The organism is Mesorhizobium tianshanense (assembly GCF_007830515.1).
Lineage (GTDB): Bacteria > Pseudomonadota > Alphaproteobacteria > Rhizobiales > Rhizobiaceae > Mesorhizobium > Mesorhizobium tianshanense.
This window is the reverse complement of the sequence record NZ_VLKT01000007.1, coordinates 124,961-149,390: the sequence shown is the minus strand read 5'-3', so window position 1 is coordinate 149,390 and position 24,430 is coordinate 124,961. Positions and strand designations below refer to the sequence as shown.

Annotated in this window: 19 protein-coding genes and 1 tRNA gene; 10 read left to right on the top strand and 10 right to left on the bottom strand. The window is 62.9% G+C overall.

Annotated features, from left to right (window positions below):
- Positions 1-17: 17 nt before the first annotated feature.
- The 3 genes from IQ26_RS07605 to galE all read right to left on the bottom strand — a co-directional run bounded on the left by IQ26_RS07605 (position 18) and on the right by galE (position 4,189).
- Positions 18-1,844 (bottom strand): alanine racemase, encoded by a 1,827-nt coding sequence (locus IQ26_RS07605; RefSeq protein ID WP_145715468.1) that lies wholly within the window; start codon positions 1,842-1,844, stop codon positions 18-20.
- A 1-nt stretch (position 1,845) separates the two neighbouring features.
- Positions 1,846-3,096 carry a D-amino acid dehydrogenase gene (locus IQ26_RS07600; protein WP_145715464.1) on the bottom strand — a complete coding sequence of 417 codons (1,251 nt, stop codon included), beginning with the start codon at positions 3,094-3,096 and terminating at the stop codon, positions 1,846-1,848.
- Positions 3,097-3,193: 97 nt separating this feature from the next.
- Positions 3,194-4,189: a UDP-glucose 4-epimerase GalE gene (gene galE, locus IQ26_RS07595; protein ID WP_145715463.1), complete on the bottom strand. Its 996-nt coding sequence runs from the start codon at positions 4,187-4,189 to the stop codon at positions 3,194-3,196.
- Positions 4,190-4,470: 281 nt separating this feature from the next.
- On the opposite strand from galE, the gene hemA reads away from it, so the two are divergent.
- On the top strand, positions 4,471-5,748 hold the full coding sequence (gene hemA / locus IQ26_RS07590) for a 5-aminolevulinate synthase (RefSeq protein WP_145715461.1): 1,278 nt from the start codon (positions 4,471-4,473) through the stop codon (positions 5,746-5,748).
- 54 nt (positions 5,749-5,802) lie between these two features.
- Here hemA and IQ26_RS07585 read toward each other — a convergent pair whose 3' ends face one another.
- Together IQ26_RS07585 and mscL are read right to left on the bottom strand one after the other, a co-directional pair.
- The gene (locus tag IQ26_RS07585) at positions 5,803-6,969 is read right to left on the bottom strand and encodes a pyridoxal phosphate-dependent aminotransferase (protein WP_145715458.1); all 1,167 of its coding nucleotides are present in this window, start codon (positions 6,967-6,969) and stop codon (positions 5,803-5,805) included.
- A 110-nt stretch (positions 6,970-7,079) separates the two neighbouring features.
- Positions 7,080-7,499, bottom strand: coding sequence for a large conductance mechanosensitive channel protein MscL (mscL, locus tag IQ26_RS07580; protein WP_145715456.1), 420 nt, complete (start codon positions 7,497-7,499; stop codon positions 7,080-7,082).
- A gap of 227 nt (positions 7,500-7,726) precedes the next feature.
- On the opposite strand from mscL, the gene IQ26_RS07575 reads away from it, so the two are divergent.
- Complete coding sequence (locus IQ26_RS07575) at positions 7,727-11,215, top strand: PAS domain-containing hybrid sensor histidine kinase/response regulator (protein ID WP_145715454.1); 3,489 nt, start codon at positions 7,727-7,729, stop codon at positions 11,213-11,215.
- Positions 11,216-11,249: 34 nt separating this feature from the next.
- On the opposite strand, the gene IQ26_RS07570 is transcribed toward IQ26_RS07575, so the two are convergent.
- Positions 11,250-11,909, bottom strand: coding sequence for a response regulator transcription factor (locus tag IQ26_RS07570; RefSeq protein WP_145715541.1), 660 nt, complete (start codon positions 11,907-11,909; stop codon positions 11,250-11,252).
- 122 nt (positions 11,910-12,031) lie between these two features.
- Positions 12,032-12,469 carry a hypothetical protein gene (locus IQ26_RS07565; protein ID WP_145715452.1) on the bottom strand — a complete coding sequence of 146 codons (438 nt, stop codon included), beginning with the start codon at positions 12,467-12,469 and terminating at the stop codon, positions 12,032-12,034.
- A gap of 110 nt (positions 12,470-12,579) precedes the next feature.
- On the opposite strand from IQ26_RS07565, the gene IQ26_RS07560 reads away from it, so the two are divergent.
- On the top strand, positions 12,580-12,930 hold the full coding sequence (locus IQ26_RS07560; protein WP_162457884.1) for a DUF952 domain-containing protein: 351 nt from the start codon (positions 12,580-12,582) through the stop codon (positions 12,928-12,930).
- Entirely contained in the window at positions 12,927-14,003 is a 1,077-nt protein-coding gene (locus IQ26_RS07555; RefSeq protein ID WP_145715448.1) for a quinone-dependent dihydroorotate dehydrogenase, read from the top strand. Before IQ26_RS07560 ends, IQ26_RS07555 begins: the two co-directional genes overlap by 4 nt.
- 12 nt (positions 14,004-14,015) lie before the next feature.
- Here IQ26_RS07555 and IQ26_RS07550 read toward each other — a convergent pair whose 3' ends face one another.
- The gene (locus IQ26_RS07550; protein WP_407660268.1) at positions 14,016-15,368 is read right to left on the bottom strand and encodes an MATE family efflux transporter; all 1,353 of its coding nucleotides are present in this window, start codon (positions 15,366-15,368) and stop codon (positions 14,016-14,018) included.
- A gap of 112 nt (positions 15,369-15,480) precedes the next feature.
- Between IQ26_RS07550 and IQ26_RS07545 the strand changes: the two genes are divergently transcribed.
- Entirely contained in the window at positions 15,481-16,383 is a 903-nt protein-coding gene (locus tag IQ26_RS07545) for a histone deacetylase family protein (RefSeq protein ID WP_145715446.1), read from the top strand.
- Between the two features lie 112 nt (positions 16,384-16,495).
- Here the strand turns inward: IQ26_RS07545 and IQ26_RS07540 are convergent, their stop codons facing one another.
- On the bottom strand, positions 16,496-16,759 hold the full coding sequence (locus IQ26_RS07540; protein WP_145715443.1) for a DUF6460 domain-containing protein: 264 nt from the start codon (positions 16,757-16,759) through the stop codon (positions 16,496-16,498).
- 277 nt (positions 16,760-17,036) lie between these two features.
- Between IQ26_RS07540 and IQ26_RS07535 the strand changes: the two genes are divergently transcribed.
- Together IQ26_RS07535 and IQ26_RS07530 are read left to right on the top strand one after the other, a co-directional pair.
- On the top strand, positions 17,037-18,908 hold the full coding sequence (locus IQ26_RS07535; protein ID WP_145715441.1) for an acyltransferase family protein: 1,872 nt from the start codon (positions 17,037-17,039) through the stop codon (positions 18,906-18,908).
- Between the two features lie 79 nt (positions 18,909-18,987).
- Positions 18,988-19,061 (top strand) — tRNA-Gly (locus tag IQ26_RS07530).
- Between the two features lie 4 nt (positions 19,062-19,065).
- Here the strand turns inward: IQ26_RS07530 and IQ26_RS07525 are convergent.
- Positions 19,066-20,055 (bottom strand): LysR family transcriptional regulator, encoded by a 990-nt coding sequence (locus IQ26_RS07525; RefSeq protein ID WP_145715439.1) that lies wholly within the window; start codon positions 20,053-20,055, stop codon positions 19,066-19,068.
- A gap of 313 nt (positions 20,056-20,368) precedes the next feature.
- Here IQ26_RS07525 and chvE point away from each other — a divergent pair, with 313 nt between their 5' ends.
- The 3 genes from chvE to mmsB all read left to right on the top strand — a co-directional run bounded on the left by chvE (position 20,369) and on the right by mmsB (position 24,358).
- Positions 20,369-21,433, top strand: coding sequence for a multiple monosaccharide ABC transporter substrate-binding protein (gene chvE, locus IQ26_RS07520; protein ID WP_145715437.1), 1,065 nt, complete (start codon positions 20,369-20,371; stop codon positions 21,431-21,433).
- Positions 21,434-21,533: 100 nt separating this feature from the next.
- The gene (mmsA, locus tag IQ26_RS07515) at positions 21,534-23,069 is read left to right on the top strand and encodes a multiple monosaccharide ABC transporter ATP-binding protein (RefSeq protein ID WP_145715435.1); all 1,536 of its coding nucleotides are present in this window, start codon (positions 21,534-21,536) and stop codon (positions 23,067-23,069) included.
- A complete protein-coding gene (gene mmsB, locus IQ26_RS07510; RefSeq protein ID WP_145715433.1) occupies positions 23,066-24,358 on the top strand; it encodes a multiple monosaccharide ABC transporter permease in 1,293 nt (430 codons plus the stop codon). The genes mmsA and mmsB overlap by 4 nt, the downstream gene beginning before the upstream one ends.
- Positions 24,359-24,430 lie beyond the last annotated feature (72 nt).

The following is a 24,430-nucleotide window of genomic DNA, read 5'->3' as shown; positions in this document are numbered from 1 at the left end:
ACTTTTCGGGATCATGCTTAGAGAATCCGCTTGCCGAAAGCCGACATGACGAAATTCACCGTTTCGGCCGCCAACCGCGGTTCGAGATCGGACGTCAACCCGGAGACGTCCATCGACAACAGCCGACCCGATAGTGCGATCGCCTCCATCGCCTGATGCGTTTCGCGCACGGTGAGACCGCCGGACCCGGCCGCCCAGCCGGCGAATTCGGTGACATCAGGGGAATAGCTGACATGGAAGCCTTGCGTGCCGGAGGTGGCGATGCGGATCGCCTCGTGCATGAGGTCGCGCATGCCCATGGCGTCGATATCGGCCATGGTGAAGGCGGAGACGCGCGAATCCTTCAGCACCCGGGCCTCGGCTGGATCGGCATGGCGCAACCCGACGATGACGACGTTTTCCGGCGACAGCTGCGGCAGCAAGGCACCGGGCTTGTGGTCGAGGCCAAGCGCACGCGCCAGCACCGAACGCTCCGGCAGGTCGATGCTGTCTTCGCCTTCCGGCATGAGTGCTGCGATGGAATCGATCCAGATCAGGCCGAAGGAGTGCGTCGCCCGCGCGGTCGCTGTCAGGGCCTTGTGGGCGATGCGCCGGTCGCTCCCGGCGGCGAGCCGGATCAAGCCGGACGGTGGCCGTTCGATATCGGCCAGTTCGACGACATCGAAATTCATCGCCTCCAGCCGCGCGCCGGTCGCTTCCCTGGCGAGGATGCCGGCGGCCGCCGGTTCGGCCGATATCGACACCATCTTGCGACCGGAAAAGTCCTCGACGTCGTGCATCGGGGCCTTTTCGACATATTCCGAGGTCATCGCCAGCAGCATGGCGCCATAGCTCATGCGGAAGGCGACGCGGTCGCCGACGGCGGGCGGCGGATCGGCGTCATGCACGTCGAGCAGCAAGTGGTCGCTGGAAGCGCCGAGCACGCGAACGCCCTTGGCGATCGGAGTGAGCCCTTCGACCAGCACGTCCTCGCGGCCGATATTGGCGATGGCGCGCAGCCTGTCGCCCTGGTCTGGAAACACCGGCTGGTTGCCGAAAGCGTCGTAGCCGGATTGGCCGATCGGTCGCGACGGCTTGAGCTTGACCTCGATGAGTTCGCTGGTCAGCCGGCAGGCGTCGGGTTCGAGTTCGGCCCACGGCGTCTCACGGAAAGTTTCGACGCCACCCTGCAGGATCGCCTCGCCGACGCGCAGATTGTTGATGCCGGCAGGCAGCCTGCCTTCGAGCAGCAGCGTCAGCGACGACGAGGCTCCGCCCGAGATCCAGTCGAGGCTTTTGCCGGAGAGCCGCTCGGTCTTGTAGGCATGGGCGAGGAGTTGCCCGAGATTCTCTTCCGTCGGCATGATGGCGCCGAAGCAGCCGAGATTGGTGCCTATGCCGGCGATGCGCACGCCCTTGAGTGCCAGGATCTGCTCGACCGTGGGCACGAGATCGTTCGGCCAGATGCCTTCCCTGAGATCGCCGAGATCGATCATCAGCATGATGTCGTGGACGCGGCCCATGCGTTCGGCGATGCGCGATAGCTCGCGGATGGTGGCGAGTTCGGACTGCAGGCTGATGTCGACGGTGCGTACCACCTCCTCGATGCGCGCCATCGGCGGGCTGCGCAGCAGCATGATCGGCGCGGTGATGCCGCTGTCGCGCAGCCGGCGGATGTTTTCGAAGCGCGATTCGGCGATGCCGGCGACGCCGCCGCGCAGCATGGCGCGCGCCACTTGCGGCATGCCGCAGGTGCCCTTGGTGACGCCGAAGACCTTGATGCCTGACAGGGCGCAGCGCTCGACGATCGTGCGCGCATTGCGCTCGATACGGCCAAGGTCGATGGCGACTTGCGGTCCCGACATTTTAGCCCCTGTAGACCAGTCCTTGCGGATCGATGTCCGGCTTGCGGCCGGCGACCAGATCGGCCAGGAATTTTCCCGAACCGCAGGCCATGGTCCAGCCGACATGACCATGGCCGGTGTCGAGATAGAGGTTTTTGTACCGCGCCCGGCCGATGACCGGCACCGAGTTCGGCATCATCGGCCTTAAGCCGGCCCAAAGCTCGGCCTTCTTCTCGTCGAAGGCACCCGGGAAAAGTTCCTTGCCGGTCCTAAACATGGCGGCGAAATCGCTCGGCTTGTGGGTGCGGTCGAAGCCGGTGAACTCGGCGGTCGAGGCGAGCCGCAGCCGGTTGCCGAGCCTGGAATAGGCGATCAGCTGATCCTCGTCGGCGCCGCCCATGGTCGGGCCCTTGCTTTCGTCCTCCAGCGGCACGGTCGCGGTGTAGCCCTTGACCGGATAGACCGGCAGGTCGATGCCATAGCGGCGACCGAGCAGGCCGCTTTCCGGCCCTATCGAGATGACCACGGCATCACCGGCTATCGGGCCGGCCGAGGTCATCACCGCGCGCACCCGGTCGCCTTCGATGTCGAGGCCTTCAACTGATGTGTCGTAGAGAAAGCGGACACCGAGCTTCTCGGCCGCATGGGCAGCGAGGTTCCGGGTGAATTGGCTGGAGTCGCCGGTCTGGTCGATCGGCGAATAGACGCCGCCGGCTATTTTGTCCTTCGCCCCGGCAAGGCCGGGCTCGAGCTCGACCAGCCGATCGCGGCCGACGATCTCGATCGGCAGACCGTGCTCAGCGAGATAGCGGTAATTGTCGGTGCCGGTATCAAGACTCTGCTGCGAGCGGAAGAAATAGAGAATGCCTTTCTTGCGCTCGTCATAGTGAATGCCGGTGTCGGCGGAGATGGCGTTGATGCAGTCGCGCGAGTAGAGCGCCAGGCGCAGCTTGATGTCGGTGTTGGCGCGCAGGCGCGCATGCGTGCACTGGCGCAGGAAGCGCAGGCTCCAGGCGAAGAAATAAGGATCGAAGCGCAGCCGCACCTTGATGCCGAGATCGTGGTTATAGAGCGCGCGCAGGAATGTCCGCAATGCGGCAGGCGAGGCCCAGGCGGTGGCGTCGCCGGGCGACACCAGGCCGGCATTCGACCGGCTGGTGCCGCGCGCCGCTGCCGGATGGCGCTCGATCACCGTGACCTCGTGGCCATCGCCGGCCAGATAATAGGCGGCCGCCGTGCCGACGACACCGGCTCCGAGCACCAATATTCTCATGCCGCCCCCCAAAGGTCACACGCGGCCAAATGCGTCCACGCTTGCCGCGCAGCTCCTTCAATAGCGCTTCTGCGTGGGGGTTTCGAGCCTAAGAGACTCAGCCCCGCGCCGAATTCTTGCCGGTCAGGATGCGCTCCCAGGCCAGCGCATCGGCGACGATCAGGTCGAGGTCGTCGCGCTGCGGGATCCAGCCGAGCTCGCGGCGCGCCAGCTCCGAATTGGCAACCACCGCCGCGGCGTCGCCCGGACGGCGTTCGCCCATCCGCACCTCGAAATCATCGCCGAAGACGCGACGCACGCTGTCGATCACCTCGAGCACCGAATAGCCGTGGCTGTAGCCGCAATTGGCGACGAGGCTTGTTCCGCCGGCGCGCAGCCGCTCCAGCGCCAGCCGATGCGCCGCCGCCAGGTCGCTGACATGGATGTAGTCGCGCATGCAGGTGCCGTCGGGTGTCGGATAGTCGGTGCCGAACACCTGCATGAAGGGGCGCTTGCCGAGCGCCGTCTCGCTGGCGACCTTGATTAGATGCGTAGCGCCTGGCGTCGACTGGCCGGTACGGCCCTTCGGGTCGGCGCCGGCGACGTTGAAGTAGCGCAACGCCGTGTAACGCAAGCCATAGGCGATTGCGGCGTCGCGCAGCATCCATTCGCTCATCAGCTTGGACAGGCCGTAGGGCGATTCCGGTGCAAGGCGGGCATCCTCGCGCACCGGCTCCAGCCCGGCGCCGCCGTAGACGGCGGCGGTCGAGGAAAAGATGAAATTAGGCACGCCTTCGCGCACCGCTGTCTCGATCAGCGTGCGCGTCTTGCAGGTGTTGTTCTCGTAGTAGCCGAGCGGGTCGGCGACCGATTCGGGAACGACGATGGAGCCGGCGAAATGGATGATCGCGTCGACATGATTGTCCCGGATGATCGAACCGACCAGCTCCTTGTCGGCGATATCGCCGACGACCAGCTTCGCCTCCGGCGCCACCGCCCATTCGAAACCGGTCGAAAGCCGGTCGAGAACGACGACACTGTCGCCGGCATCCAGGAGCTCCCAGACCATGTGACTGCCGATATAGCCGGCACCGCCTGTCACCAAAACCGTCATCCGCGTCCTCGCTGCTCAAGATTTATCGGAAACTGTCTCAACACCCGCCTTACTGGAAAGCCTGCCGCTAGGCCATTAGTACATGCCCATTGGTATCTGCGGTAACCAGTCTCATCGGCGCATGGCATCGTCCTGAAACAAAATTGATCCACATCAAGGGAATAGGCCATGATCCGTGGTCGTTAGGAACAGGCTTGGGGCGTGGCATTTTGACCAAAAAGCCCAGGTGGACGTCGAATAGGGCAGTGATTATGATCCCACGCAAAAATTGGGAAGCCGAAATGAACTATCAGCGGTTCTTCGAGGACGCGATCGACCAGATCCATGCAGAGCGTCGCTACCGCATCTTCGCCGACCTCGAGCGCATCGTAGGGAAATTCCCGCGCGCCATCTGGCGCGCCAACGGCCGCGCCCAGGAAATCACCGTCTGGTGCTCCAACGACTATCTCGGCATGGGCCAGCATCCCGACGTCATCACGGCGATGCAGAACGCCGCCGGCAAGATGGGATCCGGCGCCGGTGGCACCCGCAACATTTCCGGCACCAGCAATCCGCTGGTCGAGCTCGAACTGGAGCTGGCCGACCTCCACGACAAGGAAGCGGCACTGGTCTTCACCTCCGGCTTCGTCTCCAACGAAGCCTCGATCTCGACCATTGCGCGGCTCCTGCCCAACTGCCTGATCATCTCGGACGAACTCAATCACGCCTCGATGATCGAAGGCGTGCGGCGTTCGGGCGCCGAGAAGAAGATCTTCCGCCACAACGACGTTGCGCACCTCGAAAGCCTGCTGCAGGCGGCGGGCCGCGAGCGCGCCAAGCTAATCGTCTTCGAGAGCGTATATTCGATGGATGGCGACATCGCGCCGATCAAGCAGATCGTCGAGCTTGCCGAGCGCCACAACGCCATGACCTATATCGACGAGGTCCATGCCGTCGGCATGTACGGACCGCGCGGCGGCGGCATCACCGAACGCGAAGGGCTGGCCGACCGTATCGACATCATCGAAGGCACGCTGGCCAAGGCGTTCGGCACGCTCGGCGGCTATATCACCGGCACAAGTGCCGTGATCGACGCCGTGCGCTCCTATGCGCCGGGCTTCATCTTCACCACGGCGCTGCCGCCGGCCATTGCCGCCGCGGCGACCACGTCGATCCGCCATTTGAAGCGCTCGCAGGCCGAGCGCGACGCACAGCAGCGCCAGGCGGCGCGGACCAAGCAGGTTCTTGCCGCCGCCGGCCTGCCGGTGATGGACTCCGCCACCCACATCGTTCCGCTGCTCGTCGGCGATCCCGAGCTCTGCAAGATGGCCAGCGACCGCCTGCTCGGCGTCCACGGCATCTACATCCAGCCGATCAACTACCCGACCGTGCCGCGCGGTACCGAACGGCTGCGCATCACGCCGACGCCGTTCCATTCGGATCAACTGATCGCGGAACTTCAGGACGCGCTGGTCGAGACCTGGGATGCGTTGGGCATCCCTTATGGCTCGGCCGGCCGGCCTTCGGTGGCCGAGAGCGACCGCGTCATTTCGTTGCTGGTGCCGAAGTCCGGCGGCTGAAGCCGTTTGAAACTCTGCTCCGACGGCGATCTGACCCGCCGGAGCGAACTCGCTTCAAGCAGTTCTGATCCACTTCGCCAGCCGGTGCGCCGCTTCCTCGAGCTGGTCGAGGCGGCGGTGGAAACACAACCTGAGGAAGGCTTCGCCGCCGGGACCGAATGCGGTTCCGGGTGCCAGACCGACATTGGCGCGGTCGACAATGTCGAAGGCGGCAGCACGTGAATCGGTGATGCCGTCGACCGCGAAGAACAGATAGAACGCGCCCTGCGGTACGGTGAAACGCGCCCTGCCGGTCTCGGCGAGGATCGCACAGACCAGGTCGCGCGCTGCCCTTGCCCGCTCCACCTGCTCGACGATGAAGGCGTCACCTTCATCGAGGGCGACGACCGCGCCGCGCTGCATGAACTGGGCGACGCCCGAGGTCGAATACTGGACCAGGTTCTCGAACACCTGCTGCAGATCAGGATGGGTCTTGATCCAGCCAATGCGCCAGCCGGTCATCGCCCAGTTCTTGGAAAAACTGTTGACGAACAGGATGCGATCCTCGTCGGCCATGACGTCGATGAACGACGGCGCGCGGCCGTGGCCGTAGTGGAACAGCGAATAGATCTCGTCGGCGATGATCCACAGGCCCCTTTCGCGGGCAAGGTCGAGGATCGCCTGCAGCGTCTCCCTGTCGGCGGTCCAGCCGGTCGGGTTGGACGGCGTGTTGACGAACAGCGCCTTTGTCCTTGGCGTGATCGCCGCCTCGATCTTGCCGACGTCGCAGGACCAGCCATTGCCTGACTGGTCGAGCGTGACAGCGACCGGGATGGCGCCCGCCAAGCCGGCGGCAGCGGCGAAATTCGGCCAGGCTGGCGATAGATAGACGACCTCGTCGCCCTTGCCGGCGACCGCGTCGAGCGCCAGCTTTATGGCCTGCATGCCCGAACCGGTGACGATGAACTCCTCCTCGACGAAGGACTTGCCGAAATGCCTGACGTAATAGCGGGCAAGCGCCTGCCGCAGTTCGGGAATACCCCTCTGCCAGGTATAGAAGGTTTCGCCGCCGGCCAACGCCCGGGCAGCGGCATCGGTGATGAAGGCAGGCGTCGGCAGGTCGCCCTCGCCCGCCCAAAGCGGGATCATGCCGTCGCGCCCGCGGCCGCGGTTCATCACGGCGACAATGCCGCTTTCAGGCGCTGCCCGGGCCTCGGCGCGCAGATTCTCGATCAGGGTCATGGATAAATCCGTTTCGTCTTCTGGACTGCTAGCGTGTTTTACGACAGGCGAAAACAGAAAACCCCGGCCGGAAACGACCGGGGTTTTGGTCCAGGGAACCTGCCTTCGGACTATTTCCTGGCGAGGAGATCGCGAATTTCGGTGAGCAGCGCAACATCGGCCGGCGGCGGAGCCGCAGGCGCAGGGGGCTTTTCGGCTTCCAGCCGCTTGCGCAGATCGTTCACCGCCTTGACCATCAGGAAGATGATGAACGCGAGGATGATGAAATTCAGCGCCACGGTGATGAAATTGCCATAGGCAAACACCGCGCCTTGCTTGCGCGCGTCAACGAGGTTGGTTGCGTTTACCGCGGACGACAGACCTATGAAATAGTTTGAGAAATCGACGCCTCCAAGTGCGCCGATGAAAGGCATGATGATGTCGTTGACGAGCGAATCGACGATCCTGCCGAAGGCAGCGCCGATGATGACGCCAACCGCCAGGTCCATCACATTGCCCTTGGAAATGAACTCCTGGAATTCTTTCAGCATTCGACCCTCCTTGTCATGACGTGCTGTTTCCAGCCGTCCGCCGCCGCCCCACAGGCAAGATAGCAAAAACCTGCGGTTGCAACAGGAGCAAAAGCCGGTTTCCACCGGCCATGATGGCCCGAAGCCGCAGCCATCATGCGCCGAAAGCCGCGATGGACTTGCTCGCCAAGCTGTGATTGCGTCTCAGCAGGCCGGATGCAAAACCGGCAAGGGAGGATTTTCAGGCCGTGCAGGGCTGGTTCATCGTCATCATCGCGATCGCCTATGTGACGTTGCTGTTCGCCATCGCCAGCCTCGGCGACCGGCGCTCGACGACATCCGGGCCCGACCTGGCCCGACCCTTCATCTATGCGCTCAGCCTGGCGATCTACTGCACCTCCTGGACCTTCTTCGGTTCGGTGGGGCTGTCCTCCGAGCGCGGCCTCGAATTCCTCGGCATCTATACCGGACCGGTGCTGGTGTTCGTGTTCGGCTTTCCGCTGCTTCGGCGCATCGTCAGGCTGGCAAAGACCGAGAAGATCACCTCGATCGCGGATTTCCTCGGCGCCCGCTACGGCAAGAGCTTTACCGTTGCGGCGATCGCCACGCTGATCGCGACGATCGGCGCAGTGCCCTATATGGCGCTGCAATTGAAGGCGATTTCCGGCTCGGTCAGCCTGATGGTCGAGCATTATACCGGCTCGCCGCCGTCTTTCGATCCCTTTGTCAGCGACATCTCGCTGGTCGTCGCCATGCTGCTTGCGCTGTTTGCGGTGCTGTTCGGCACGCGCCACGCCGACGCCACCGAACATCAGGACGGGCTGGTGCTGGCGGTGGCGGTCGAAACCGTGGTCAAGCTCGCCGCCTTCCTGGCGATCGGCCTGCTGGTGACCTTCCTGATCTTCGGCGGCCCAAGCGATATGGTCGACAAGCTCGCGGAGAATTCGCAAGTAAGGCAGGCGATGGGTTACAGCACGTCGCTTGCAACCTGGCTGGTGCTGACATGTTTGAGCGGTTTCGCCATCATCATGCTGCCGCGCCAGTTCTACGTCACCATCGTCGAGAACCGCAGCGAGGCCGAGCTGCGCACCGCGACATGGGTGTTTCCGCTCTATCTGGTGGCGATCAACCTTTTCGTGCTGCCGATCGCGCTCGCCGGCCTGGCGCTGGTCGGCACCAGAACCAGCAGCGATCTCTACGTCTTGTCACTGCCGCTGCTCAGCGGCCACGATGTGTTGGCCATGGCTGCGTTCATCGGCGGTCTGTCAGCGGCGACCGCGATGGTGATCGTCGAAAGCGTCGCGCTGTCGATCATGATCTCCAACGACCTCGTCATTCCGCTGTTCGTGCGCCGCCTCCTCAAGACCACGACGTCCGAGAACGAGGACTGGTCGACGCTCATCCTCAACGTGCGGCGGGCGGCGATCTTCATCATGCTGTTCATCGCCTTCCTCTACTATCGCGAGAGCACCGACAGCGCGCGGCTCTCCTCCATCGGCCTTATGTCCTTCGCCGCGATTGCGCAGTTTGCGCCTGCCTTTATCGGCGGACTGATCTGGCGCGGCGCCAACGGCAGGGGCGCCGTACTCGGCATGGTTGCCGGCATCGTCGTCTGGAGCTACACGCTGCTGCTCCCCTCGCTTGCCGTGCCGGATACCGGTATCGTCGTCCACGGCCTGTTCGGTTTCGAAGCATTGCGCCCACAAGCGCTGTTCGGCGCCGTCGCCGAGCCGCTGAACCACGGCGTCTTGTGGAGCCTGTCGATCAACACGCTGTTCTTCGTGTTCGGCTCGCTGTCACGCGCGTCGGTGCCGCTGGAGCGCATCCAGGCGTCGATTTTCGTGCCACGCGAGGCGAGCCCTATGCCGAGCCTGCGCCGCTTCCGGACCACCGTCACCGTCAACGATCTCAAGGACACCATCGCACGATACCTCGGCGTCGAGCGCACCGAACGGTCCTTCCAGTCGTTCGAAGAGAGCAGTGGCACTTCGCTGCACGGCAACGAGCAGGCCAGCATGGACGTCATCCGCTTCTCCGAGCAGCTTCTGGCGAGTGCCGTCGGCTCCTCCTCGGCCCGGCTGATCCTGTCGCTGCTGCTGCGCCGTAACGACCGCGAATCCAAGGACGCCTTCCGCCTGCTCGACGACGCCACCGAGGCGCTGCAGCACAACCGCGACCTGCTGCAGATCGCGCTCGACCAGATGGAGCAAGGCATCACCGTCTTCGACAGGGATTTCCGGCTGATCTGCTGGAACCGCCAGTATCGGGCGCTGTTCGACCTGCCCGACGAGATGGGCCAGGTCGGCGTCTCGCTCGACCGCATTCTGCGCCACCTTGCCGAGCGCGGCGACATTCCGGCAGATCAGCGGGTCACAATGCTCAACCGCCTCACCAGTTTCGTCAGCCCGTGGCAGATGGAACTGAAGACCAGCGGCCGCATCCTGGAACTGCGCTCCAACCCGATGCCGGACGGCGGCATCGTCGCCACCTATGCCGACATTTCGGGTCGCGTCGAGCAGGACCTGGCGCTCAAGCGCGCCAATGAATCGCTGGAACAACGCGTCAAGCACCGCACCGTCGAACTGACCCGTGTCAACGAGGAGCTGGCGCAGGCGCAGATGCTGGCGGAGGAGGCCAATCTCGGCAAGACGCGCTTTCTCGCTGCCGCCGGTCATGACATCCTGCAACCGCTGAACGCTGCCCGCCTTTATTGCTCATCGCTGATCGAAAAGGCCGGCAAGGGCGCTGCCGGCCGGGCCGCGATCAACATCGAATCCTCGCTGGAATCGGTCGAGACCATTCTCGGAGCGGTGCTCGACATTTCCCGTCTCGATGCCGGTGCGATGAAACCGGACGATACGGCCTTCAGCCTGGACGGACTGCTGCGCCAGATCGGCAACGACTTCCAGCCTCTTGCCGCCGAGAAGAAACTCGGACTGACGATCATGCCATCGTCGCTCAGCGTGACGACCGACCGCAATCTGTTGCGCCGCCTGATCCAGAACCTCGTCTCCAATGCCATCAAATATACACGCCATGGCCGCATACTGGTCGGCGTGCGGCGGCGCGGCGAATTGGCCGAGATACAGGTGATCGATACCGGCATCGGCATTGCCGGCGACAAGCTGAACACGGTCTTTCACGAATTCACCCGGCTCGACGAGGGCGTGCGCGAGGCAGAGGGCCTCGGTCTCGGCCTTTCCATCGTCGACCGCATCGCTCGCGTCTTGCGCCTCGAGCTCCGGATCTTTTCAAACCCCGGCAAAGGCACGCGTTTCTCCGTCGTCCTGCCGGTCGCGACGGTGCAGGAGCCGCGGCGCGAGGTCGAGGCGAAGGCCCCGGTCCGCACTGCTGCTTCGCTTGCCGGCCTCCGTGTGCTCTGCATCGACAACGACGCCCGCATCCTCGGCGGCATGCGGCTGCTGCTCGAGGGCTGGGGCTGCAGCGTCGACACTTTTTCCGGCTCGGATGATCTCGAGGGCTCCAGCATGCATCGCCCCGACATCGTGCTTGCCGACTATCATCTCGACGGCGAAACCGGTCTCGAAATGATCGCTAAACTGCGCGCGATCCATGGCCAGGACCTGCCGGCCGTGCTGGTCACCGCCGACCGCTCGAGCGAGGTGCGCACTGCTGCCGGCAAGCTGGACGTGCCGGTGATCAACAAGCCGCTCAAACCAGCGGTGCTGCGCTCGATGATGGCCAGGGTCAGGCCGCTGGCGTCGGCGGCCGAGTAGCGATCATATCGTTCTGTTGACCCGGACGCCGAGCTCAGCCCGCCGCCGGCAGCGGGTCGCTGCCGATCTTGGACAGCAGGATCACCGCCTGGGTGCGGCTGTCGACGCCAAGCTTCTGCAGGATGGCCGAGACATGCGCCTTGATCGTCGCTTCGGAGACGCCGAGTTCGTAGGCGATCTGCTTGTTGAGCAGCCCTTCGGCCAGCATGCCGAGCACCCGGGTCTGCTGCGGCGTCAGCGCCTGCAGCCGCTTGATCAGATCGGAGATCTCGGGATCGCGCTCGACGCCGAGATCGATGCCGGTGGGCGCGGCGATATCGCCGGCAAGCACCGACTGCACCGCGCTGCGGATCTGCTCCATGCTGGCCGATTTGGAGATGAAACCCGAAGCACCGAGATCGAGCGCGCGGCGGATGGTCACCGGGTCGTCATGCGCCGACACCACCACCAGCGGCACCGTCGGATGGATGCCGCGCAGCGAGATCAGGCCGGAAAGCCCGCTCACGCCCGGCATGGACAGGTCGAGCAGCACCAGATCGACATCCTCATTGGCCACGACCAACGCCTTGGCGCTTTCGAAATCGCCGGCCTCGTGAATGCCGGCGACATCGCCGATGCCGGCAAGCGCCTCTCTCAGCGCGCCACGAAAAAGCGGATGGTCGTCGGCGATGACGAAAGTGTAGCCTGACGGCACATGTCCCTCCCCGAATCCCATTGATTGTCTGCTTCTTGCGGGATCAGTCGAACGATTATGCGGCGATATCAGCCATTTTCAAGCACAAAGCTCATGCGCCGGGTTTTCCCCGGCGAACGTGCTCAGGTCTTTTGCGAATTGGGCCTGGCGCCATCCTCGCCGCTGTCCTCTTCCATATCCTTGACGATGCCCATGAAGCCGCGCAGGAAGCGTTCCATGTAGCTCATCGTCTTGTTGAAATCCTCCTCGCTGGGCAAGGTCGATTCGAGGCGGGCGGACAGCGAGTTTTCGAGCTTGACGACGCGCTCGTCGAGCGCCTTCACCGAACTCTGCAGCCGGTCGACCTCGTCCTGGAAGGCGGCGCGTTCGTCGGCCGCCATCTTGCAGACGAGCTGGCCGGAGCGCTCCTCGCAGATCGACATCGCACCGGTCTGCGTGTCCATGCGGACATAGCCGTTGGGCGACTTTTCCAGCCGGTAGCGGTCGGTTTCCTGGGAAAAGGCTGATACCGCAACGAGCGAGACGAGTGTTGCGGGGATCAAGACGTGTTGCGGACGCATAGTGTCCTCCATCGGCCAGTAAGCGCAATCTATCGCATATTTGCGCCGGAAATGGGGAAGAACCCTGGCGCACCCTTCCCCGTATGGTTGGTTCGGACTATAGCGCAACCATGTCTCAGATTATCTACAAGATAGTGCCTGAAGCGCTGTGGCGCGAGGCCGAAGGAAATGGCCGCTTCACCGGCGCGCCGATCGATATCGCCGACGGCTTCATCCATTTTTCCACCGCCGGCCAGGCCAGGGAAACGGCGGCAAAACACTTTGCCGGCCGGGCCGGGCTGCTGCTGGTCGCCATCGATGGGGCAAAGCTGGGTGATGCGCTGAAATACGAGGTCTCGCGCGGCGGCGCGCTGTTCCCGCATCTTTACGGCCCGCTCGACCTCAAGGCCGTAGTCTGGGTGCAACCATTGCCGCTCGGCACCGATGGATTGCACCAATTCCCGGCGCTGGAGGCCGAATGAGCGTGCTCGACCGGCTCGGCCAGAGGTTCCTGTTCGCATTTGATCCTGAAGCAGCCCACGGCCTGTCGATCGCAGCGCTGAAATGCGGGCTGCCGGTCGCCCGGCGCCCCGTTCGCGACGACAGGCTGAAAGTCAGCGTCCGCGGCATCGATTTCCCCAATCCGCTCGGCATGGCTGCCGGCTACGACAAGAACGCCGAAGTTCCCGATGCATTGCTCGGCCTCGGCTTCGGCTTTGCCGAGGTCGGCACGATCACGCCGCTGCCGCAGGCCGGCAACCCGAAGCCGCGCATTTTCCGGCTGACATCGGACGAAGCGGTGATCAACCGGCTGGGCTTCAACAATGAGGGTCACGAGGCCGCCGAAAGACGGCTCGCCGCCCGCAAGGGCCGCGCCGGCATCGTCGGCGTCAATATCGGCGCCAACAAGGACAGCACCGACCGCGTCAGTGACTATGGGCGCGGTGTTATCAGGTTTGCGCCATACGCCGCCTATCTGACGGTCAACATCTCCTCGCCGAACACGCCGGGCCTGCGCAACATGCAGGCGCGCCAGCAACTTGGCGAACTCCTTTCGCGCGTCATGGCCGCACGTGCGGCAGCCTCGGCGCAGCCGCCGATCTTCCTCAAGATCGCGCCAGACCTGCTCGAAGCAGAGCTGGAGGACATCGCCGCCGAGGTTACAGAGAAGGCAATAGACGGCGTCATCGTCTCCAACACCACCGTTGCGCGGCCGGGGCTGCGTAGCGCCGGTCTTGCCGGCGAGGCCGGTGGGCTTTCGGGAAAACCTTTGTTCGAGCGCTCGACCATCGTGCTGGCAAAGATGCGAAAACTGCTTGGCCCGGACCGCGCCATCATCGGCGTCGGCGGCGTCGATTCCGCGGAGACGGCACTGGAGAAGATCCGCGCCGGCGCCGATCTCGTCCAGCTCTACACCGGCATGATCTACGCCGGGCCGGCTCTGCCGGGGGGCATTCTCGCCGGGATGGTGCGTTTCGCAGACATGCAACGGATCAAGTCGCTGCGCGAGTTGCGCGATACCAGCCTCGACCAGTGGGCGTCCAAGCTGCTCTAACCGAAAGTCGCTCTAAAAAGCCGTCCGCATCCGCAAGCGCAAAATGGCAAGCAGGCTGAAGCCGCGCACCAGCAGGAAGACGTGCAGCGCCGCCCACAGGCCGTGATTGCCGAAGGCCGGCGCCAGGATGAGCAGCGCGGCGCTGAAGACGAGAAACGACAGGAGCATCATGTTGCGCATGTCGCTCGACCAGGTCGCTCCGATGAAGACCCCATCCATCTGAAACGCCAGCACGCCGCTGAGCGCGGTGAACGCCGCCCAGGGCAGATAGATATCGGCAACGGCGCGAACGTCTTTTGAGGTCGTGATCAGGGCGACCAGATCAGTACCGCCCAGCAAAAGGACAAGCGTCGCCGTGGCCGCCAGCCCGAAGCCCCAGAACAGGGTCAGCCGCACCGCCTGGCGGAATTGCACGGCGGTACGTGCGCCGACAGCCCGTCCGGCAAGCTGTTCGGCCGCCGTGGCGAAACCGTCGAGGAAATAGCCGGCGATGAGAAAGAAATTCATCAGCACGGCGTTGGCGGCCAGCGTCACCGTGCCGAATTGTGCGCCCTGACGGGTGAACAGCGCGAAGGCGGCGAGCAGCGAAAACGACCGGATCATGATGTCGCGGTTGAGCGACAGCATGCGCAGGAATGCCGACAGGTCGAGGAGGCGATGGCGCGGCAGCCGGGGTGCTGCGCGGAAACGCCTGATGACGATCACCAGGCCAAGCAGCATGGCGACGAATTCGCCGATGACGGTGGCCCAGGCGACACCGGAAACGCCCCAGCCGAGCTTCAGCCCAAGCAGGATGCAGAGCGAGATGTTGATGCCGTTCAGCACCAATTGCAGCATCAGTCCCAGCCCGCCCTCGCCGCGCCCCAGCACGTAGCCGAGGATGGCGTAGTTGATCAGCGAGAACGGTGCGGCGAGCAGCCTGATGCGGATATAGACGGCCATCGCTTCGCTGACGCGCGGCTCGGCACTGATGAACCATTGTCCGGCAATGGCGACCAGTGGCGCAAGGGCTGCAAAAACGATACCGGCGACGACGGCGATCAGCACGGCGCGCCAGAGCACTGCTTGTTCCTCCAGTTCGTCACCGCGCCCCACAGCCTGGGCGACGAGGCCGGTGGTGCCGGAGCGCAGGAAATTGAAGCAGGTGAAGACGACGTCGAAGACCAGGGCGCCTGCCGCCAGGCCACCGAGAAGGGCAGCGTCGCCGAACTGCCCGACGACCGCGGTGTCGACGATGCCGAGCAGCGGCGTCGTCAGATAGGCAAGCGTCATCGGCACCGCGATGGCGAGCACCGAGCGGTTGGTGACGATGAAGGATCGGCCGTTGGCCGTTGCTGACACCTGATCCAGAATCCGCTTCCCCATGCGGCTTGATCGAACAGCCGATGTGCCTCAGTTTCCGGACGCCGCGCAACCACTCATCGCGCCGCGGCCAACCGAATTCCAGAGCTGGCGCAGGCCTGTCGGACACCACCTCATGCCCCTGCAGATTGTTCATCATCCCGACTACGACGCCGGCTTCGCCGTCAACCATCGCTTCCCGATGAGCAAATACAAGCTGCTGATGGAAGCGCTGGGCGCACGCGGACTGGCTGGGCCCGCTGCGCTCAACGTGCCCGAACCGGCGCCGGCATCATGGCTGAAGCTTGCCCATGCTGCCGGCTATGTCGACCAGGTGCTGGCCTGCGAAGTGCCTGCAAAAATCGAGCGCGAGATCGGCTTTCCAGTGAGCCCGCGCGTCTCGCTCAGGGCGCAGCTCGCAACGGGCGGCACCGTGTTGGCGGCGCGGCTGGCGTTGCTGAACGGCATCGCCTGCAACACCGCCGGCGGCAGCCATCATGCGCGGCGCGCGCAAGGTGCCGGCTTCTGCACCTTCAACGATGTTGCCGTGGCCGCGCTGGTGCTGCTTGCCGAAGCTGCCGCCCGCAACATTCTGATTGTCGATCTCGACGTGCATCAGGGCGACGGCACGGCGGACATTCTCGGCGACGAGCCGCGCATGTTCACCTTTTCCATGCATGGCGACCGCAACTATCCGGCGCGCAAGATCGCTTCCGACCTCGACATCGCCCTGCCCGACGGCACCGGCGATGCTGCCTATCTCGAACGGCTGGGCGGCATCCTTCCGGAACTCACCGCCAGGGCGCGCTGGGACATCGTTTTCTACAATGCCGGGGTCGACGTCCATGTGGAGGACCGGCTCGGCAGGCTGTCGCTGTCGAACGAGGGGGTGCGGACCCGCGACGACATGGTGATCCGTCATTTCCGCGCCCTCGGCATCCCGGTCTGCGGCGTTATCGGCGGTGGCTATTCGACTGACGTGGCGGCGCTCACCGCGCGCCATGCCATCCTGTTCGAAGTGGCTTCAGGCTTCGCCTGATCGTCCTGTCGTTTGGGCATGATCATTTCCGAAAACCGGTTTCCACTTTTCGGGATCATGCCTTGCCGCTTGGGCATGATCCTGACGCGGACCTTCGGTTCGGCGTCATGCTTTATTTCCGGTAGTTGGCGATCCTGAGCAAGATGAAAACCGGAACGACGATCGCCGCGCCCAACAGGATATAACCGAGGAAACGGTCGATGGCGCGGAAGCCCAGATTCCAGAGGTCGACGAAGAACTCCCGGATGCCGTAGAGCACATCCATCGGCGACCAGCCGAAGGCGTTCATGACGAGACCTACGAGGAATGACACCACCAGCAGCTTCAGGATCACCCGGAGCGGCGTATCGCCGAGAAAGCGCGTCAGTGAGGACAAGGCCTGTCTCCAGATTCGGTTGCCCGATTCTTCGGGTACAGGTTCAGAAATACGCACTTGCCGCGCTAGCATCAAGGCGGCCGCCCGAATCCAGTTGCCCCGGATGGCTGTTTGCCGGATTGTCTGCTCGCCAGCCTTGACACTTATGTTGCAGCGCAGCAAAATTGGGACGGCAGAGGGTAACCAGTTGATATCGATCTGCCAGATACACTCGTATTGCCCGGTTGTGGACGAACTGCGCCGACTTGCCGTAATCTGCAAAAATAGGACTTATTGAATGAAGTATAGGCGCGATATCGATGGCCTTCGGGCCGTTGCGGTGCTGCCGGTTGTACTCTTCCATTTCGGAATCTCGGCAATTCCCGGCGGCTTTACCGGCGTCGATATCTTCTTCGTCATATCCGGCTACCTGATCACCGGAAGCCTTCTGGACGACCTTGAACGCGGCCAGTTCTCGATCGTCAGCTTCTACTGGCGCCGTGCCCGACGCATTCTGCCGGCTTTGATCTTTGTCACGCTTCTCGCATCCATTGCGGCATTGTTCATTCTTCTGCCGTCGGATCTGCATGAATTCAGTCTCAGCGTCATAGCGGCCTCGACGTTCTGGTCGAACATCTACTTTTGGAAAACCTCAAACTACTTCTCCATCGATGCCGAGCTCCGACCGCTTTTGCACACCTGGTCGCTTTCGGTCGAGGAACAGTATTACATCTTTGCCCCAATCCTGATGTTCCTGATCTATCGCTACTTTGCGAAGCGCTGGCTGACGATACTGCTGCCGATCATTCTCGGCAGCTTCGTGCTGGCAATCATGGCGACATGGCTGGCGCCAAATGCGGGTTTCTACCTGCTGCCGACACGGATCTGGGAACTTATGCTGGGCGCCGTGCTCATGCTGAAACGCCCCCCTCCCTTGAGCAACCGGTTTCTTATGGAACTGGTCGGGTTGGCCGGATTTGGCCTTCTCGCCATCGGATTCTTCACGATTTCGGAGAGCGATCCATTCCCGGGCTACAACGCTTTGTATCCGTGCCTCGGGACGGCTCTCCTTATCTATGTTGGCCAAAACACCCCCTCGGTGACCGTTACCCGCATACTCGAAGTCCGGCCGCTGGTCTGGATCGGTCTCATCTCATATTCGCTGTATCTCGTTCACTGGCCGATCAATGCGTTCGCGCACTATCTGTCGCTACAAAAACTTGACCCATCAGTGACCGTCGCGATGACGGTTGCAAGCTTCGCACTGGCTGCATTCTCCTGGAAGTACATCGAGCAGCCGTTTCGGCAGAAAAGGACCTTCACCGCCCCGGCGCCCATCTTCGCATTTTCAGCGGGCGCGATCGCTCTCCTTTGCGTTGGCGGGACGGCCGGGGCGCTCGGCAACGGCTTCCCGCAACGGTTCCCGGACTATGCCCAGCAGCGGATTCCTGTCGGGGACTGGCGTAATGGCATCTGTTTCAACGAGGGCTCCAGCCGGATCGAAAGCTGGAATATCAAGGACTGCACGCTCACTAGCGGCTTTCCTACGACCGTCTTGCTGTGGGGCGACTCGTTCGCCGCCCACTATGTTTCGGGCCTGGAGGCCAACGTAAATCACCTTCAAGCCAACATCGTGGAATATACCTACGCAGGCTGCCCGCCGATTCTCTCTTACTTCTCCTATGCGCGCCCGGATTGTAAGCGATTCAATCAGCAGGCTCTGAAGGTCATCCGGGACGCCGGCATGAAGACGGTTGTGCTCAGCGGTCGGTGGACCGACTACGAGGCCAGAAGTTTCGACGGCCTCCAGCAAACGATCGATACGCTTCGCGGCATGGGCGTGCGCGTGTTCGTCATCGGCCAGTCTCCGCAGTTCATAACCGACGTTCGGAAAATCGCGTTCTTCGCAAAGCGCGAAAATCTCGACGATACATCCTGGCCAATGGCCATGGATCCCGACATCAACGAACGTGTGCGCTCATTCACCAAAGGCGCCACCTTCATCGATCCGCTGAAATTCCTCTGCAACGCAGGACGCTGCTCCTATACCGACGCGGGCCAGTTTCTCTATTTCGACTATGGCCATTTCTCTTCGATCGGGGCCACGCTGGCGATTTCGAAATACTGGCCGGCTTTTGCCGCTGACAACGCCCTTGCCACGACGGAGTAACGGTCGGGCGCCTGGCAAGGCACGAGTGCGCGCTTAACGATTGCCCGAACGCAGGCTTGCGTGGTAACGAGGCTGCTGCGCGGGTATGATGTAATGGTAGCTTGTCAGCTTCCCAAGCTGAACGCGCGGGTTCGATTCCCGCTACCCGCTCCAGCCTTCAGCCCACCTCCCTCAAAATGAAGTCGTGCAGCATCTTGGCCGCCGGCGACAGCACGCGGTTTTTCACGGTGATCAGGCTGTAGGGCCTGACCTCGATGTCGAACTCGGTCTGGACGACGTCGATTGCGCCGGCCAGCCCCTCGGGGTTCTGGATGAATTTCGCCACCTGGACCGACACCGGCGCGATGGCGTCCGACTGCGCGACCATGACCAGGGTCAGGAGCAGGGAGCTGGTGTTGAGGATGCGGTCCGGCAGCGCGATGTTGCGGTTCAGGAAATTGCTTTCCATCGCCTGGCGCAGCGGCGAGCCGCCCGACTGAAAAACCCAGTCGTAGGCGGCGGTCTCCTCCAGCCGCACCGCCTTGCCTTTGGTGAGAGGGTGGCCACGGCGCACGATCAGGCAGGCTTTCTCGACGCCGATGACGCGGGCCTCGAACAGCCGTGGATTGAGGTCGTCGGGGATGCGCGCAATGATGAAATCGTGACGCGTGGCGATCAGCTCGCGCGCCAGCACATTGGAGGTCTCGACCTGCATGGTGATCTCGATGCGCGGATAGATGCGCCGGATTTCGCGGATCGCCGGTACGGCAAGCTCGATCGCCGGCGCCGTCACCGCGCCCAGGAACACCGAGCCGCCCTTGCCCGCCTTGAGCTCGGATATCTCGCGGTCGACCTCACGCATCTCAAGCAGGATCGAACGCGCGCGCCTCGCCAGCGCTTTGCCATAAGGCGTCAGCGTGATACCGCGCGGCAGCCTTTCGCACAGCTTCACGTCGAGCACCGCCTCCATCTCGGCGATCATGCGCGAGGCGGCGGGCTGTGAAATGTTCATGACCTGGGCCGCCGCACTCACCCGGCCATGGTCGTCGAGGGCGGCGATCATGCGCATGTGACGCAGGCTGAGGCCGCTGCGCAGCAGGGCCTCGCCGTTACCGGACGTTTCTTCGTAACCGACTGAAAGTCCAGCAGGATTTCGTAGCGCCGTCATGGGTCTTCGTTTGCTCCCCGCGCATGGTCGGCCGCAATCCGGCCAAGTTCCATCCGCCCTAGTACATATCAGTTTCGATATAGCAACCATCAAAGATCGCATTTGACAGTTATGGCAAAGGACCACACCCTTTGCGCGTCCTGAAGCTTGACCGTCGCCAGCGAAAAAATCGCATCGATCGGAACCAGAGTCTCAGGGCCGATTGGGAGGATACCGGAGATCGATATGACGGCAGCGGTGCGTTTTGACGCTCCTGCACGATCGCGCGGCCCACGAAACCCAGGGTGCGCGTCCATCAACCAGGGAGAATAATGTGAAGATCATCAAGACACTGGCCGCCGTCGCGGCTCTTGGCATCGCGGCCATGACGGTCCCGGCGCAGGCAGGCGAAGGCCTCGTCGGCGTGCTGATGCCCACCAAGACCTCGCAGCGCTGGATCAACGACGGCGACGCCGTCAAGTCCCAGCTCGAGGCTCTGGGCTACACCGTCGACCTGCAATATGCGCAGGACGACATCCCGAACCAGCTCAGCCAGCTCGAAAACGAAATCACCAAGGGCCCGAAGGCGCTGGTCATCGCCTCGATCGACGGCACCACGATGTCGGACGCGCTGCAGAAGGCGGCTGATGCCGGCGTCGTCGTCGTCGCCTATGACCGCCTGATCAAGAAGACCGGGAACGTCGACTACTACACCACCTTCGACAATTTCGGCGTCGGCGTCATCCAGGCCAAGTCGCTGCTCAAGGGCCTCGGCTATCCGGAGAACAAGGGTCCGTTCAACATCGAGCTGTTCGGCGGTTCGCCGGACGACAACAACGCCTTCTTCTTCTACGACGGCGCCATGTCGGTTCTCCAGCCGCTGATCGACGACAAGACCCTCGTCGTGAAGTCCGGCCAGATGGGCATGGACAAGGTCGGCACGCTGCGCTGGCTAGCGGCAACGGCGCAGGCCCGCATGGACAATCTGCTCTCCGCCAACTATTCGGATGGCAGCCGCGTCGATGGCGTGCTCTCGCCGTATGACGGCCTCTCGCGCGGTATCATCGCCTCGTTGCGCGCCGTCGGTTACGGCACGGCCGATCAGCCATGGCCTATCGTCACCGGCCAGGACGCCGAGACCGCTTCGGTCAAGGCGATCATCGCCGGCGAGCAGTACTCGACCGTGTTCAAAGACACCCGCGAACTCGCCAAGGCGACGGTCGAACTCGTCGACAAGGTGCTCTCGGGCGGCAAGCCGGAAGGCCTCGACACTACGACCTACAACAACGACGTCAAGGTCGTTCCCTCGATCCTGCTGACGCCGCATGATGTCGACAAGTCGAACTACCAGGCCCTGGTGGTCGACTCCGGCTATATCAAGGCCGACGAGTTGAAGTAACCGCAGTTGCAAAGCCCGGGGTCCTGCGCAACGCAGGACCCCTTTTCGTTAGCGAGCGAGCCCGGTATTGTTTCCGGACCTCGGAGGAGTGGTGTTCCCGATGGCCTCGACGATTTTGGAGATGCGTGACATCACCAAGACGTTTCCCGGCGTCAAGGCGCTGTCGAATGTCAACCTCAGCGTCGAGGAAGGCGAGATCCACGCCGTGGTCGGCGAGAACGGCGCCGGCAAATCGACGCTGATGAAGGTGCTGTCGGGCGTGTACCCATCCGGCACCTATGACGGCGAAATCATCTATCGCGGGGAAGAGTGCCATTTCAAAGGCATCCACGACAGCGAGCGCCACGGCATCGTCATCATCCACCAGGAACTCGCGCTGGTGCCGATGCTGTCGATCGCCGAAAACATCTTTCTCGGCAACGAGCACGCCAGATACGGCATCATCGACTGGAATGCCAACGAGACGCGCACCAGCGCTCTGCTCAAGAAGGTGGGTCTCAAGGAGGATCCGAAGACGCTGATCACCAATATCGGCGTCGGCAAGCAGCAACTGGTCGAGATCGCCAAGGCGCTCAGCAAGCAAGTGCAGCTGCTGATCCTCGACGAACCGACGGCGAGCCTGTCCGAAAAGGACAGCCAGGCGCTGCTTGACCTGCTGCTCGAATTCAAGCGGCAGGGCATCACCTCGATCCTGATCTCGCACAAGCTCAACGAGGTCAACCGGGTCGCCGACAAGGTCACAATCATCCGCGACGGGCGGACCATCGAGACGCTGATCAAGAAAGACATCCGCGAAGACCGCATCATCACCTCGATGGTCGGCCGCTCGCTCGATAACCGCTTCCCGCCGCGTGAGCCCAAGATCGGCGAGACCGTGCTCGAAGTGAAGAACTGGTCGGTCTACCACCCGATCCATGCCGAGCGGCAGGTGATCAAGGGTATCGATATCGACGTCCGCAAAGGCGAGGTGGTCGGCATTGCGGGGCTGATGGGGGCCGGCCGCACCGAATTCGCGATGAGCCTGTTCGGCCGGTCGTATGGCCGCCACATCACCGGCGAGGTGCGCCTCAAAGGCAAGCCGATCGATATCTCTTCGGTGAGCAAGGCGGTGGAGCACGGCATTGCCTACGTCACCGAGGACCGCAAGACTTACGGACTCAATCTGATTGATCATATCAAGCACAATATCACCTTGGCCAACCTTCCCGGTGTGTCGCGTCATAGCGTGATCGACGACATGCGCGAACTCGCTGTCGCCAACGACTACAAGGCCAAGACCAACATCCGCTCGTCCAGCGTTTATCAGATGACGGGCAATCTGTCGGGCGGCAATCAACAGAAGGTAGTGCTGTCGAAATGGCTGTTCGCCAATCCGGAGGTGCTTATCCTCGACGAGCCGACGCGCGGCATCGATGTCGGCGCCAAGTACGAAATCTACACCATCATTGCGCGTCTCGCCGCGGAGGGTAAGGCGATCATCGTCATCTCATCGGAAATGCCTGAATTGCTTGGCATCACCGATCGCATCTACGTCATGAACGAAGGGCGCATCGTCGGCGAAATGGCGGCGAGCGACGCCAGCCAGGAAAAGATCATGCGCGCCATCGTTCGCGGAGAAGGAAAAAAAGCATCATGAGTACCGAGAGCGCTCCCGGGCCGCAGAGCGGTGTCGCCCAGGACCTACAACAGACACCTCGCGTTGCCGTCTCGGCGCTGGTCACCAATCTGCGCGAATACGGCCTGATCCTGGCGCTGATCGCCATCATGGTGTTCTTCCAGTTCACGACATCCGGAACGCTGTTCAAGCCGGTGAACCTGAGCAATCTGGTGCAGCAGAACAGCTTCATCATCGTTATGGCGCTGGGCATGCTGCTGGTGATCGTCTCCGGCCATATCGATCTCAGCGTCGGCTCCGTCGCCGGCTTCATCGGCGCGCTGGCGGCGATGATGATGGTCATCTGGCCGCTCGGCCCCTTGAGCAATCCGCTGGTGGTGTCGATCATCTGCCTGATCGTGGGTGGCGCGATCGGCGCCGCTCAAGGCTACTGGATTGCCTATCACCGAATACCGAGCTTCATCGTCACGCTGGCGGGCATGCTGATCTTCCGTGGCATCTGCCAGGCACTGCTGGGTGGCGGATCTTCCGTGGGGCCACTTCCAGTCGGCTTCAAGGCGCTCAGCTCCGGCTTCATCCCGGACGTGATCGGCCCGTTGACGCTGATACCGCCGACCGTGAACGCGGCTGGCAAGACCATAGTCGGCAGCGGCCTGACGCTGCACATTACGACGCTCTTGATCGGCCTCGTCGCCGTGCTCGCCTACGCCTATTTCGGGCTGAGGGCACGGCGCACCCGCGAACGGCATGGCTACGAAGCCGAACCCTTCTCGCTGTTCGTCGTCAAGACCTTGGTGATCAGCGTACTGGCGCTGTTCCTGGTGTACCAGTTCGCCACCTACAGAGGCCTGCCAATCGTCCTCATGGTGATGGGCGTGCTGATCGCCCTGTTCGTCTTCGCTACCAAACGCATGACGATCGGCCGACGTATCTACGCGATGGGCGGCAATGCCAAGGCGGCACAGCTGTCGGGCATCAAGACCGAGCGACTGACGCTGATGGTATTCATCAATATGGGCGTGCTGTCGGCGCTTGGCGGACTGATCATCGCGGCGCGTCTGGGCCAGGCGGTGCCGGCGGCGGGCCTCGGCAGCGAGCTCGACGTCATTGCCGCCGTGTTCATCGGTGGCGCTTCGGCGATGGGCGGCGTCGGACAAGTCATCGGCGCGGTGGTCGGCGGTTTCATCATGGGCGTCATGAACAACGGCATGTCGATCATGGGTGTCAATGTTGACTGGCAGCAGGTTGTGAAAGGCCTGGTGCTGCTCGGCGCCGTGGTCTTCGACGTCTACAACAAGAACAAGGGTTGAGCCGAGCGAGGAAACGAATGCATGTCGCCCAACATGCATAAAAGCAATGGGCAAAGCGCGCCTCTCTTCAAA

Excerpts from the sequence above, each read along its gene's own strand:
- IQ26_RS07605 (WP_145715468.1), bottom strand. The coding sequence starts at position 1,844 with ATGTCGGGACCGCAAGTCGCCATCGACCTTGGCCGTATCGAGCGCAAT.
- IQ26_RS07600 (WP_145715464.1), bottom strand. The coding sequence starts at position 3,096 with ATGAGAATATTGGTGCTCGGAGCCGGTGTCGTCGGCACGGCGGCCGCC.
- galE (WP_145715463.1), bottom strand. The coding sequence starts at position 4,189 with ATGACGGTTTTGGTGACAGGCGGTGCCGGCTATATCGGCAGTCACATG.
- hemA (WP_145715461.1), top strand. The coding sequence starts at position 4,471 with ATGAACTATCAGCGGTTCTTCGAGGACGCGATCGACCAGATCCATGCA.
- IQ26_RS07585 (WP_145715458.1), bottom strand. The coding sequence starts at position 6,969 with ATGACCCTGATCGAGAATCTGCGCGCCGAGGCCCGGGCAGCGCCTGAA.
- mscL (WP_145715456.1), bottom strand. The coding sequence starts at position 7,499 with ATGCTGAAAGAATTCCAGGAGTTCATTTCCAAGGGCAATGTGATGGAC.
- IQ26_RS07565 (WP_145715452.1), bottom strand. The coding sequence starts at position 12,469 with ATGCGTCCGCAACACGTCTTGATCCCCGCAACACTCGTCTCGCTCGTT.
- IQ26_RS07560 (WP_162457884.1), top strand. The coding sequence starts at position 12,580 with ATGTCTCAGATTATCTACAAGATAGTGCCTGAAGCGCTGTGGCGCGAG.
- IQ26_RS07555 (WP_145715448.1), top strand. The coding sequence starts at position 12,927 with ATGAGCGTGCTCGACCGGCTCGGCCAGAGGTTCCTGTTCGCATTTGAT.
- IQ26_RS07550 (WP_407660268.1), bottom strand. The coding sequence starts at position 15,368 with ATGGGGAAGCGGATTCTGGATCAGGTGTCAGCAACGGCCAACGGCCGA.
- IQ26_RS07545 (WP_145715446.1), top strand. The coding sequence starts at position 15,481 with ATGCCCCTGCAGATTGTTCATCATCCCGACTACGACGCCGGCTTCGCC.
- IQ26_RS07535 (WP_145715441.1), top strand. The coding sequence starts at position 17,037 with ATGAAGTATAGGCGCGATATCGATGGCCTTCGGGCCGTTGCGGTGCTG.
- IQ26_RS07525 (WP_145715439.1), bottom strand. The coding sequence starts at position 20,055 with ATGACGGCGCTACGAAATCCTGCTGGACTTTCAGTCGGTTACGAAGAA.
- mmsA (WP_145715435.1), top strand. The coding sequence starts at position 21,534 with ATGGCCTCGACGATTTTGGAGATGCGTGACATCACCAAGACGTTTCCC.
- mmsB (WP_145715433.1), top strand. The coding sequence starts at position 23,066 with ATGAGTACCGAGAGCGCTCCCGGGCCGCAGAGCGGTGTCGCCCAGGAC.